Origin of the sequence: Brevibacillus parabrevis (assembly GCF_022701015.1) — a bacterium.
GTDB classification, from domain to species: domain Bacteria; phylum Bacillota; class Bacilli; order Brevibacillales; family Brevibacillaceae; genus Brevibacillus; species Brevibacillus parabrevis.
In genome coordinates this window covers 771,822-783,999 of sequence record NZ_CP064090.1, presented here as the reverse complement: position 1 = coordinate 783,999, position 12,178 = coordinate 771,822, and the positions used below count along the sequence as shown (strand labels likewise).

At 51.4% G+C, this 12,178-nt stretch carries 12 protein-coding genes; 11 read left to right on the top strand and 1 reads right to left on the bottom strand.

Features of this window, described 5'->3' with window-relative positions:
• The first annotated feature begins 50 nt into the window (after positions 1-50).
• The 5 genes from IRJ17_RS03840 (at position 51) to spoVG (ending at position 3,128) form a co-directional block, all read left to right on the top strand.
• Complete coding sequence (locus tag IRJ17_RS03840; protein WP_063230319.1) at positions 51-230, top strand: small, acid-soluble spore protein, alpha/beta type; 180 nt, start codon at positions 51-53, stop codon at positions 228-230.
• A gap of 233 nt (positions 231-463) precedes the next feature.
• Positions 464-1,342, top strand: coding sequence for a 4-(cytidine 5'-diphospho)-2-C-methyl-D-erythritol kinase (ispE, locus tag IRJ17_RS03835; RefSeq protein ID WP_063230320.1), 879 nt, complete (start codon positions 464-466; stop codon positions 1,340-1,342).
• Between the two features lie 55 nt (positions 1,343-1,397).
• The gene (gene purR / locus IRJ17_RS03830; protein WP_063230321.1) at positions 1,398-2,231 is read left to right on the top strand and encodes a pur operon repressor; all 834 of its coding nucleotides are present in this window, start codon (positions 1,398-1,400) and stop codon (positions 2,229-2,231) included.
• A gap of 6 nt (positions 2,232-2,237) precedes the next feature.
• On the top strand, positions 2,238-2,621 hold the full coding sequence (locus tag IRJ17_RS03825) for a RidA family protein (protein ID WP_122966030.1): 384 nt from the start codon (positions 2,238-2,240) through the stop codon (positions 2,619-2,621).
• Positions 2,622-2,840: 219 nt separating this feature from the next.
• Positions 2,841-3,128 carry a septation regulator SpoVG gene (gene spoVG, locus IRJ17_RS03820; RefSeq protein ID WP_005828662.1) on the top strand — a complete coding sequence of 96 codons (288 nt, stop codon included), beginning with the start codon at positions 2,841-2,843 and terminating at the stop codon, positions 3,126-3,128.
• A 57-nt stretch (positions 3,129-3,185) separates the two neighbouring features.
• Here the strand turns inward: spoVG and IRJ17_RS03815 are convergent, their stop codons facing one another.
• The gene (locus IRJ17_RS03815; RefSeq protein ID WP_242773322.1) at positions 3,186-4,196 is read right to left on the bottom strand and encodes a CobW family GTP-binding protein; all 1,011 of its coding nucleotides are present in this window, start codon (positions 4,194-4,196) and stop codon (positions 3,186-3,188) included.
• Between the two features lie 195 nt (positions 4,197-4,391).
• Here IRJ17_RS03815 and glmU point away from each other — a divergent pair, with 195 nt between their 5' ends.
• From glmU to mfd, 6 genes are all read left to right on the top strand, one after another.
• A complete protein-coding gene (gene glmU / locus IRJ17_RS03810; RefSeq protein WP_122966028.1) occupies positions 4,392-5,777 on the top strand; it encodes a bifunctional UDP-N-acetylglucosamine diphosphorylase/glucosamine-1-phosphate N-acetyltransferase GlmU in 1,386 nt (461 codons plus the stop codon).
• A gap of 22 nt (positions 5,778-5,799) precedes the next feature.
• Positions 5,800-6,750, top strand: coding sequence for a ribose-phosphate diphosphokinase (locus IRJ17_RS03805; protein WP_063230325.1), 951 nt, complete (start codon positions 5,800-5,802; stop codon positions 6,748-6,750).
• Between the two features lie 93 nt (positions 6,751-6,843).
• Positions 6,844-7,446, top strand: coding sequence for a 50S ribosomal protein L25 (locus IRJ17_RS03800; protein ID WP_063230326.1), 603 nt, complete (start codon positions 6,844-6,846; stop codon positions 7,444-7,446).
• Positions 7,447-7,557: 111 nt separating this feature from the next.
• Positions 7,558-8,127 carry an aminoacyl-tRNA hydrolase gene (gene pth, locus IRJ17_RS03795; RefSeq protein WP_242773320.1) on the top strand — a complete coding sequence of 190 codons (570 nt, stop codon included), beginning with the start codon at positions 7,558-7,560 and terminating at the stop codon, positions 8,125-8,127.
• 94 nt (positions 8,128-8,221) lie between these two features.
• Complete coding sequence (locus IRJ17_RS03790) at positions 8,222-8,452, top strand: anti-sigma-F factor Fin (protein ID WP_007726431.1); 231 nt, start codon at positions 8,222-8,224, stop codon at positions 8,450-8,452.
• 151 nt (positions 8,453-8,603) lie between these two features.
• Entirely contained in the window at positions 8,604-12,152 is a 3,549-nt protein-coding gene (mfd, locus tag IRJ17_RS03785) for a transcription-repair coupling factor (protein WP_122966027.1), read from the top strand.
• Positions 12,153-12,178 lie beyond the last annotated feature (26 nt).

The window sequence follows — 12,178 nt, the reverse complement described above, 5'->3', positions numbered from 1 at the left end:
AAAGCTGGACTTGGAGCACACTATACCTGTCAACGGGAAGGGAGGATGCTATGGGTCGCAGACGAGGAATGATGTCAGAGCAGTTCAAGATGGAACTCGCCAAGGAGCTTGGCTTTTACGATACGGTAAAGGCGGAGGGCTGGGGAGGCATCACGACGCGTGACGCGGGAAACATGGTGAAGCGAGCTGTACAGCTTGCCGAGGAAGCACTGGCTGCCAGACGGTCATAAGCGCTGGCAGGACGCGAGCGGACACATCCCATCTCAGGAATACAATCATACAAACTCGTTGACAAGGCCGGGACCTCCCGGCTTTTCTCATGCCGAAAAACACTGCTGAATTTTCGAAATAACCGCAATGATCTCGATCCTATTCTTTTTGGGGTATCAACTGGCAGGGGAGAGATTGGCTATGCTACAATAAGAGACTAGGAAATTTAGTATAGTAGGCAGAGGTGAACAACGTGCGTATCTCGGTCAAAGCTCCGGCCAAAATCAATCTGACTCTCGATGTGCTTGCCAAACGGCCGGACGGTTATCACGAAGTGGAAATGGTGATGACTACCGTCGACTTGGCAGATCGTGTAGACTTGACTCTGCGCGAAGATGGTGAGATTACGCTGGACTGCTCTGCCAGCTTCGTACCGGATGATATCCGCAATCATGCTTATAAAGCGGCAGTGCTCTTAAAAGAACGCTATCAGGTGCGCCAGGGCGTACGGTTGTATATAGACAAACAAATCCCGGTTGCGGCCGGACTTGCTGGCGGCAGCAGTGATGCCGCGGCGACGTTGCGCGGTTTGAACCAGCTGTGGAATCTCGGATTGAGCTTGGATGAACTGGCGGAGATTGGCGCAGAAATCGGTTCTGACGTCCCTTTTTGCGTCTATGGCGGAACTGCGCTGGCAAAAGGGCGCGGGGAGCAAATCACGCATTTGGGAACGCCGGCCCCTTGCTGGGTGATTTTGGCCAAGCCGCCGATCGGTGTGTCCACTCCTGATGTGTACGGGAACTTGCGTGTCGACAAAATCGACAATCATCCTGACACCAGGCAGATGCTTCAAGCTATCTCAGAGCAAGACTTTTCATTAATGTGCCAGTCGCTCGGAAATGTGTTGGAAAACGTCACGCTCTCCCTTTATCCGCAAGTGCGGCAAATCAAGGAGCTGATGATCGCGTCCGGAGCGGACGGTGTCTTGATGTCCGGCAGCGGTCCTACGGTGTTTGCCCTCGTGCAAAAGGAAGCGAAAGTACATAGGATTTACAATGCACTCAGAGGTTTTGTCAAAGATGTGTTTGTTGTCCGAATGTTAGGCTCCCAAGATGGGGAAATACTTGCATGAACACGTATAAAAATGATACATTAGCAGCATAATATTCGGTTTTGGAGGAAGAGCCATGAAGAAATTGCGCAGAAGTGCGCGTCTGGTTGACATGACGCAGCACTTGCTTGCCCATCCCCATACGCTGACTCCTCTCACTCTGTTTGCGGAACAATACGGCGCAGCGAAATCATCCATCAGTGAAGACTTGTCGATCATCAAGGAAGCGTTTGAGGTCCAGGGTGTAGGGCAGCTCAAGACGGTGGCGGGTGCGGCAGGCGGAGTGAAGTATATTCCCCAGGTAAAAACGGAAGAGGCCCTTCACTTCATGCGCGAACTGATCGAGCAATTGGCCAATCCGGAAAGACTTTTGCCAGGTGGATACCTGTACATGTCCGACATTCTCGGCAACCCGGCGACTATGGCGAAGATCGGCAAGCTTTTTGCCACTGCTTACGCTGACAAAAACGTCGATGTGGTCATGACAGTGGAGACAAAAGGAATCCCTCTCGCATACGCGACAGCCATGTTTTTGAATGTGCCTGTCGTCATTGTGCGTCGCGACAACAAGGTGACGGAAGGTTCTGTGGTAAGCATCAATTACGTATCCGGTTCCAGTAAGCGGATTCAGACGATGTCTCTCGCTCGCCGCGGCTTGGCCGAGCAGTCCCGCGTCCTGATCGTGGACGACTTCATGAAGGCTGGCGGCACGCTGCGCGGCATGATCGATCTGCTTCAAGAGTTCCGCGCGACTGTTGTTGGTTGCGGCGTGCTGGTCGAAACGACAGCAGATGTGTCCGAGCGATTGGTTGATGAGTATGTGTCTCTTGCCAAACTGCAAGATGTCGACTTCAAGGGCAAGCAGATTGAAATTGAGCTAGGCAGTTTTTTTGAAAATAGAGGGGAGTAGATCAAAATGGCAATCTCTTTTGTTTCAACTGACAAGGCTCCAGCAGCTATCGGCCCGTACAGCCAGGCTGCAAAAGTAGGTCCGTTTCTGTTTGCATCCGGCCAAATCGCGCTGCGTGCGGACGGCACGCTGGTAGAAGGCGACGTTGTGGAGCAAACCCATCAGGTGTTTTCCAACATCAAAGCTGTTCTGGCAGAAGCAGGAGGAAACCTCTCGCATGTAGTGAAGGCGACCGTATTCATCAAGGACATGAATGACTTTGCGCAATTGAACGAAGTGTATGGCCAATATTTTGGCGATCACAAGCCTGCTCGCTCTACCGTTGAAGTGGCACGCCTGCCGCGCGATGTAAAAGTAGAGATCGAGATCGTTGCCTATATCGAAGCGTAAGAATAGAATAATTGGAAATTCGACACAGCCTGATGCTCGTTGCGTTAGGCTGTTTTTGCGTTGTTTATAACATGGATAGTAAAAATGTGCCGTGTAAAGAGTTGATGTTATGAACATATTTATATATTTTTTTAAAAATTGCATAACATCAGCAGGAATATTTACCCAGAGGGTGGAAATACTCCTAAACGCGTTTCATAGATAAAGGGAGTGAACTAGATGGAAGTTACAGACGTAAGACTGCGCCGAGTGAATACGGATGGTAGGATGAAAGCGATTGCATCCATTACAATTGACCATGAATTTGTGGTTCATGATATCCGTGTCATTGACGGAAACAACGGCATGTTCGTTGCAATGCCGAGCAAGCGCACACCAGACGGAGAATTTCGCGATATCGCCCATCCGATTTCTTCGACTACCCGTGAAAAGATCCAAGCTGCTGTTTTGACCGAGTATGAACGCGTAGGTCAAGAAGAAGAAAGCACGATCGAAGCGGGTGCGTAAAATAGCACCCAATACAAAAGCACCCTGTCATTTCTGGCAGGGTGCTTCGGCGTCTGATTACCCGTAACATTTGGATAATTTTCTTGTAATTTCCTGTTGATCCATTCCTTCCCCGATAAAAACAGCGACCAGTTTCGGTCCGAAGTTCTCGAATGGAAAGAACAGCACTTGATTGTCCGTGTGCTGGAACGAAATCAGTTCTTTTTTTCCATGAAAGAGCACATACCCCTTTGCCCGATACACGTTTTTGGGCAGATCATACAAAAAATCCTCGAATTTTTTCTCGTCTACCGGCCCAGTAAAAGTGTAGGAAAACGTATCGATGCTGTTGTAAAGCGAAGGTGTGCTCGTTTTCAGGCCGAGCGATTGTTTCAGCCTGTCCATCGTGGACATGCGGCCGATCGTTGTTTGGACGGGAGCAGGGGAGGCAGAATCGGGTTCTCTCACATGCTCGACTCGTTTCACAGCCTGAAGCCAGGCGAGGTCGATGTTCGCCTGCACCGCTTGGTGAATCGGCGCTTTCGGGTTTAGCTTCGCGAGCTTCTGCTTGACGCGCTCCACCAGTTCGGCGCTCGCCATATCTGTTTTGTTGAGCAGGATGAGGTCGGCGTATTTGACCTGATTGCGGACGGTCTTCACGAGAGCCGCTGTGGAGGCGAAGCGCGAATTGAGATCCAAAAAGCGGGAAGCATCCACGACGCTGATCGTCCCTTTCAGCTCGATGCGATCGTAAAGCTCGGGATGGGTAAGCGTATCGATGACATCGATCGGGTCGGCGACTCCTGTTGTTTCTATCAAAATGCGATCGGGTTGCAGGGAGTTCAAAATATCCCGCAAGCCTTCTGTCAGTTCCCCTTTGATCGAGCAGCAAATGCAACCGTCCAGCAGCTTTTTTACGGGGAAGCCAAAGCCTTGCAGCTGTTCGCCGTCAATATCTTCCTCGCCCATTTCATTCATCAGGACGACTACGTTTTCGTTCTGGACGCGTAGATGAGTCAGCCATTTTTGCAATAAGGTCGTTTTTCCGCTGCCCAAGTATCCGGTCAGCAAGTAGACATTCGCTGGCATTCCTTCCTGCCTCCTTTATATAACCTCTTTCGCCCATCAATATATCACTTTTTGTCAGATTATTAAATGTTGTCTGTTAGATGAACAACTTTCAGGCAATGTCAGGGAAACGGCGATAATCCTGCATCGATTGTCTTGAAATCCACATATGATTAAGATATAGTCATTGTGGAACTTCTACGATGGAGGGTTGACATGTCTAAGATCCATGCCGTGGTTCTGGCCGCTGGTCAGGGTACGCGGATGAAATCGAAGCTGTACAAGGTTCTGCATCCTGTATGTGGGAAACCAATGGTTCAGCATGTTGTGGATACGATGGTTTCTATGCAGGTTGAGGACATCGTTGTCGTCGTAGGTCATGGTGCTGACGTGGTCCGCGCCAAACTAGGCGAGGGCGTTACTTACGCACTGCAAGAAGAACAATTGGGAACGGCGCATGCCGTTTCGCAGGCAGCGCCGTTTTTACAGGATAAAGAAGGCACTACGTTTCTTTTGTACGGAGACGTTCCCCTCTTGTCTGAACAGACGTTGTCCGCCTTGCTGACCTATCACGAAGAGCAGCAAGCGGCTGCAACTGTATTGACCGCCGTGCTCCCCGATCCGACAGGCTACGGGCGCATCGTGCGCAACGAGGCGGGCGAAGTATTGCGAATCGTGGAACATAAGGACGCCACAGAAGCGGAACGGGCGGTCCAGGAAATTAACACGGGCATATACTGTTATGACAATCGCAAATTATGGAAAGCCTTGGCGGAAGTGAAAAATGACAACGCGCAAGGCGAATACTATGTAACAGACGTTGTCGGCATTTTGCGGGAAGCGGGCGAAAAGGTAGTGGCGTACGAAGCGGTTGACCCTGAGGAAACGATGGGCGTCAATGATCGTGTGCAGCTGTCTGAAGCGGAAGCGTATATGCGGAAGCGGATTGCCAACGGCCATATGCGCAATGGTGTTACCATCATTGATCCGGCTTCTACGTATATCGAGGCAGATGTCGTCATCGGGGCCGATACGGTTATCCAACCGGGTACATTTTTGCGCGGACGGACAACCATTGGCACGGATTGCGTCATTGGGCCACAGGCTGACTTGACCGATGTGCAGGTTGGTTCCGGCGTCACCATTTCCTATTCGGTCATGGTAGAGTCAAGTGTGGAAGCAGAGTCGGCAGTCGGGCCATTCGCCTACATTCGTCCAGGCTCGCAAATTGGCCGCAAAGCGAAGATCGGTGATTTCGTCGAATTGAAAAATACAAAGATCGGCGACGGAAGCAAAGTACCTCACCTCAGCTATGTAGGTGACGCGGAAATTGGCGATGGCGTGAACATCGGCTGTGGTACGATAACCGTCAATTACGACGGGGCAGTCAAGCATAAGACAATCGTCCAGGACGGAGCGTTCATCGGTTGCAACAGCAATCTGGTGGCTCCCGTTACCGTTGGACAAAATGCGTATGTTGCAGCAGGATCGACCATCACTCAGGATGTGCCTGACAATGCGCTTGCGATCGCACGTGAGCGTCAAGTGAATAAACCAGATTACGCTAACAAAATGCCTCGCAAGGGCAAAAAGCAATCATAACGGGAGGTTCTAAGAGAAGATCATGGCTAATTACCGCGACCCCAAACTGAAGGTATTTACGTGCAACGCAAACCCTGAATTGGCAAAAGAAATCGCTGAACACATTGGTGTACCGCTCGGAAATGCACAAGCTGTGCGCTTTAGTGACGGCGAATGCCAAATTAAATTGAATGAAAGCGTTCGCGGTTGTGACGTATTTGTTATTCAGCCAACGTCTGCTCCCGTTAATGAGCATTTGATGGAGCTTTTGGTAATGGTCGATGCACTGAAACGCGCATCTGCAAAAAGCATCAACGTTGTTATTCCTTACTACGGATATGCCAGACAAGATCGCAAGGCGCGCGCACGTGATCCGATCACAGCAAAACTGGTTGCCAACCTGATTGAAACCGCAGGAGCGCAACGTGTAATTACCATGGATCTGCACGCAACACAAATCCAGGGATTCTTCGACATTCCTGTGGACCATCTGCTCGGTGTGCCGATTTTGGGCAAACACTTCTCCGAAAAAGGCTTGAAGGACATCGTAGTCGTATCGCCTGACCATGGCGGCGTAACTCGTGCCCGCAAGCTGGCTGAGCGTCTGGAAGCGCCAATCGCCATTATCGACAAGCGCCGCCCAGAGCCAAACGTAGCGGAAGTCATGAACATCGTCGGTAATATCGAAGGCAAGACTGCCATCATTATTGACGATATCATTGATACAGCGGGAACAATCACCCTGGCTGCCAATGCATTGGTAGAAGCTGGTGCCCGCGAAGTTTACGCATGCTGCACACACCCTGTTCTGTCCGGTCCAGCAATCGAGCGTATCGCCAACTCGAAGATCAAAGAGTTGATCGTAACCAATTCGATCCCGCTGACCCAAGAGCAAATTATCGACAAAATCACCGTTCTGTCCGTAGCGCCGATCATTGGCGAAGCGATCATTCGCGTACACGAAGAACTGTCTGTCAGCAAGCTGTTCGATTAAGGCAAGCATCCCCTTTTAGGGGATTGAAATAAACCTCCTTTGGACAAGCTAGTGAGGAAACTTTTACTAGCTAGGGTCCGAGGAGGTTTTTTTGTGGAAGCGATAAAGGCTCAAGTGCGCAACCAAACAACAGGCAATTCCGTAAAGGTGCTGCGGCGTGAAGGCTGGGTGCCTGGTGTCGTGTACGGAAGCGATGTAAGCAGTCAGTCGATTCAAATCAATGGACGGGAGCTGGATGCGGCCTTGCGTCACCAGACGACAAACAAGCCGTTCCGGTTGGATGTGGATGGAACTACCCATGATGTGATGGTAAACGAATTGCAACGCCATCCTTTGCAGGGCAACATTTTGCATGCCGATTTCAAGAAAATCAATATGAACGAAAAAATGCAGACGTCGGTACCTGTCCTCATGACGGGAGATCCTGAATTGGGAGTAGCGACGCTTGTGCGCCATAACGTAGAGGTCAACTGCTTGCCAAGCAATATTCCGGGATCGTTCCTGGTGAACGTGGACGGCTTCCAGATTGGAGACGTTGTTTTGGCAGCCGACCTGGAAGTTCCGGCGGGAGTAGAGCTGCTGGTTGACCCTACAGAAGTGCTGATCAGTGTCCTGCCAGTGAAGGCCAAGTCGGAAGAGTCGATCGAAGCGGAGCAAGAGGCGGAAGCCGTAGCAGAGAAGGCTGCGGCTGAATAAGAAAAAAGTCGAATGATGGAAAGAAGGGGCCGAGTTGATGACTGCGGGCCCTTTTTCTTTTGTTACCGATGTCATTCTAGTACAATGGGGAGAGAGTAGGAGGGAATGAACGTGAAAGTAATCATTGGATTGGGCAATCCAGGTAAAAAATATGAAGACACCAGACATAATGCCGGATTCATGGCCATAGATAAGATTAGCGACAAATGGGGCATTCCCGTTACGCAAAACAAGTTTCGCGCTCTTGTCGGCGAAGGCCGGGTGGAAGGCGAAAAGGTGCTGCTTGTCAAACCGCAGACGTACATGAATCTGTCCGGTGAGTCAGTCGCAGAAATCTTGGAATTTTACAAGCTGATTCCGGATGATCTGGTTGTCATTTTTGACGATCTCGACTTGCCGACCGGACAGCTTCGTCTGCGTGAAAAAGGCAGTGCTGGTGGCCACAACGGCATCAAGTCGATGATTCAACATTTGGGAACCCAGGAATTTAAACGCATCAAGGTCGGGATCAGCCGTCCAGAGCCAGGGCGCAGCGTGAGCGACTACGTGCTGCAATCGTTCCCTGCTGCGGAGAGAACGCTGATTCAGGAAGCTGTGGAGCATGCTGCTGATGCAGCGGCGATGTGGACGAGAGAGCCTTTTATTAAAGTGATGAACCAGTTTAACAGCCTGCAAAAATAAGCGGCAGCACACAGGAGTCAGGCTTGCCGCTAGTATGATTTTCCACCCAACCGACCATACTAAGCGATATGAAAGGTATGGGGGTGGCATATGCATGAGCATTCGCTATACGTGTCGTTGCTGCGGCATGAAAATCGCGGAATTTGACGAATCGCAAGTGACAGAAGCGCAGCTCGGGTTTGATTCCTTGACCCCGGAGGAGCGTGCTCTTATAATATCGAGAGAACAAAGTGGAGATACGGTCGTCAGCATCACGTGCGACTACTGCCGTGAAGCGCTGATTCAGCATCCAGAGCTTTCGCTAGTTGGAAACCCACTTCAATAAATAAGTGGATACTCGTTAGGAAGGCTTGCACTGACAAGGCCTTAGCTTGGGGAGCTAAGGCTTCTTTTCGCATGGTCGACCCGCGGGCAAATCGCTTGACCAGTCATGCTCTGGCTGTAGATGACAGAAGAATTAGAGAGGGGATTAGTGAATGCAAGTCATCATTAACCCGATGAAACAAGACTCGAACGTCGGGACAATTGTGGCTGGTTTGGAGAAAGGTCTGCATGAGCAGCTTGTCTCCGGTCTAGCAGGCTCAGCCCGACAGACACTGATGGCGGCACTGAAACAGATGACCGGGCGTCCGGTTTGTGTCGTCACGCATAACATGTACCAAGCACAAAAAGTATACGAGGATCTTATTGAGCTGGTTCCTTCTGATCAAGTGCTGCTTTATCCGGGAAACGAGCTGATTGGCTCTGAGCTTGCCATCGCCAGTCCCGAGATGCTGGCGCAGCGCATTCATGTATTCAACCGTCTGGCCCAAGGCTTTACGGGTTTTTTGGTTGCGCCATTCGCCGGATTGCGCCGCCTGGTTGTGCCTCCCGAAGTGTGGAAAGAGGCGCAGATTACGCTGTCTGTCGGTGACGAGCTGGATATCGAATCGTTTTTGTCCCGCTGTATCGAGCTTGGTTACGAGCGCGTCGATATGGTCGAGCGAAAAGGCGAACTGAGCGTTCGCGGCGGAATTATCGACCTGTACCCGATTGATTCCGAGTGGCCTGTGCGCATCGAGCTGTTCGATGTGGAGATTGACTCGATCCGTACGTTCGACATGCTTTCCCAGCGCTCGCTTGAATCGGTGCAAACCTACATTTTGGGCCCGGCAAAAGAAATGATCGCCTCTACGCCTTTGCTGATGGAAGCGGCTGTTCGCTTAGAGCAGAAGCTCGGTGAAACCGTTGCCAAGCTGAAAGATGGCGCCGCCAAGGAAAAAGTGGTCGAGCGGATTGGTTCGGATGTCGAGCGTATGAAACAAGGGCAGCGTTTTGCTCAGCTGTACTCGTACGTTTCCGTCATTTATCCGTCACAGGACACGCTGATCTCCTACATGCCGTCTGAAACCCTCTTGATCATGGATGAGCCTTCCCGCGTTTTGGATACGGCAGCACAGCTGCAAAAAGAAGAAGCAGAGTGGCTGACCGGACGAATCATTCAGGGCGAGTACATGGCTAACCTGAGCCTGTCCCGCACTTATGAAGACATCGTTTCCCACAAGAAGCGGCAGATTGTCCACCTGTCTTTGTTCCTCCGACAATCTCCCAAGACCCAGCCGCAAAACATCGTCAACCTGACCTGTCGCACTATGCAGAACTTCCACGGACAGATGAACGTGCTGAAAACAGAGCTGGCCCGCTGGAAAAAGTCTCAGGACCAGATCGTTTTTGTCGCGGCCGACCTGGAGCGTGCCAAACGTCTGGAGCGCGTCCTGCACGATTATGAGATGGAAGCAGATGTGTTGACCGAAGCGGTTGAGGTGGTGCCGCCAGGGCGTCCTACGATCATCTTGGGGAACCTCCAGACAGGCTTCGAGCTGCCTCTGAACAAGCTGGTCGTTATTACGGAGGGCGAAGTATTTACCGCCAAGCAGCGTAAAGCGCGCAAAGTTCAGCAGACGATGAACAATGCGGAGCGGATCAAAAATTACTTGGAGCTAAAGCCCGGCGATTTTGTGGTGCACATCAATCACGGGATTGGGAAGTACCTTGGAATTGAAACCAAGGAAATACTCGGAATTCATAAAGATTACCTTCACATTCAATACGCAGCAGGCGACAGCCTGTTTGTGCCGATCGATCAAATCGACCATGTGCAAAAGTACGTGGCGAGCGAAGAAGCCCAGCCGAAAATCTACAGCTTGGGCGGAAGCGAATGGAAGCGGGTCAAAAACAAAGTTCAGTCTTCCGTCAAAGACATTGCCGAGGATTTGATCAAGCTGTACGCTGCGCGCGAAGCAGCGGTCGGTCACGCCTTTTCCTCAGATACAACCGAGCAGCGCGATTTTGAGTCGATGTTCCCGTATCAGGAGACTCCCGACCAGTTGCGGGCAATCGCTGAGGTCAAAAGCGATATGGAGCGCAGACGCCCGATGGATCGCCTCGTTTGCGGAGACGTGGGTTACGGAAAAACAGAAGTGGCGATTCGCGCAGCGTTCAAGGCGGTCATGGACGGCAAACAGGTGGCTGTTCTCGTTCCGACGACGATTTTGGCGCAGCAGCATTACGAGACGTTCCGTGAGCGTTTTGCCGACTACCCGATCCGGGTTGAGGTGTTGAGCCGTTTTCGCTCGCGCAAGGAACAAAACGCTACGTTAAAAGGACTGAAGGAAGGCACTGTCGATGTCGTCATCGGAACGCATCGTCTGCTGTCCAAAGACTTGACGTTCCGCGAACTCGGACTGCTCATCGTCGACGAGGAGCAGCGTTTCGGTGTGAGTCACAAAGAAAAGCTGAAGCAAATCAAGACAAATGTCGATGTTATCACGTTGACCGCGACGCCAATCCCGCGGACGCTGCACATGTCGATGCTGGGTGTGCGTGACTTGTCTGTCATCGAGACACCGCCAGAAAACCGTTTCCCTGTGCAGACGTACGTAATGGAATACAGTCCTGCGCTGGTGAGAGAAGCGATTGAGCGCGAGATGGCGCGCGACGGCCAAGTATTTTTCCTCTACAATCAGGTACAAGGCATTGAGCAGATGGCTGAACAAATATCCATGCTCGTGCCTGATGCACGGATCGCGGTAGCGCACGGCCAGATGAATGAGAGCGAGCTGGAAGGCGTCATCCTCGACTTTTTGGAAGGGAATTTTGACGTGTTGGTCAGCACGACGATCATTGAGACCGGGGTGGACATCCCGAACGTGAACACGCTGATCATCCACAATGCCGACAAAATGGGCCTGTCCCAGCTGTATCAGCTTCGCGGACGGGTTGGACGTTCGAACCGGATTGCTTATGCTTACTTCACATACCAACGGGACAAGGTGCTGACAGAAGTCGCAGAAAAACGGCTTCAGGCGATCAAGGAATTTACGGAACTCGGCTCCGGCTTCAAGATCGCGATGCGCGACTTGTCGATCCGGGGGGCTGGTAATTTGCTCGGTGCCGAGCAGCACGGGTTTATCAATACAGTCGGTTTCGACCTGTACAGCCAGATGCTCAAGGAAGCGATTGACGAGTTGAAGGGAGAGGTCAAGCAGGAAGCGGTTACGCCTGTGGAAATCAATCTCCAGCTCGATGCTTACATCCCGTCTATGTACATTACCGACAGCCGGCAAAAGATCGAGATGTACAAAAAGTTTGTGGCGGTATCCACGCTGGAGGATGTCGACGATCTGGCAGAGGAATTGTTGGACCGTTTCGGCCCTGTTCCGCAGCCGGTTGACAATCTCCTGACCATTTCCCGTTTGCGTGTCTATGCGCTGCAACACCACATCACCGAGATCAGCCAAAAAAATCCGGATGAAATCAAGCTCGTTCTCCATCCTAGCCAAAACAACAACATTGATGGCGGTGCGCTGTTTGCGCTTGCCAGCAACTGGAGCCGGAGGTTGGGGCTCTCAGGTGGACAACAGATCACGATTACTGTTAAAGTAAAGGGGTTAAGGGAAGACGAAGGTGTACAGCTGATCGAGAAGCTGCTTCGTCAATTTCACCAGGTGCGTAAAGACACCGGTACGGAGAGTCCTGTGTCCTAATGGGCAGAGGACTTGCCAGGAAGGGA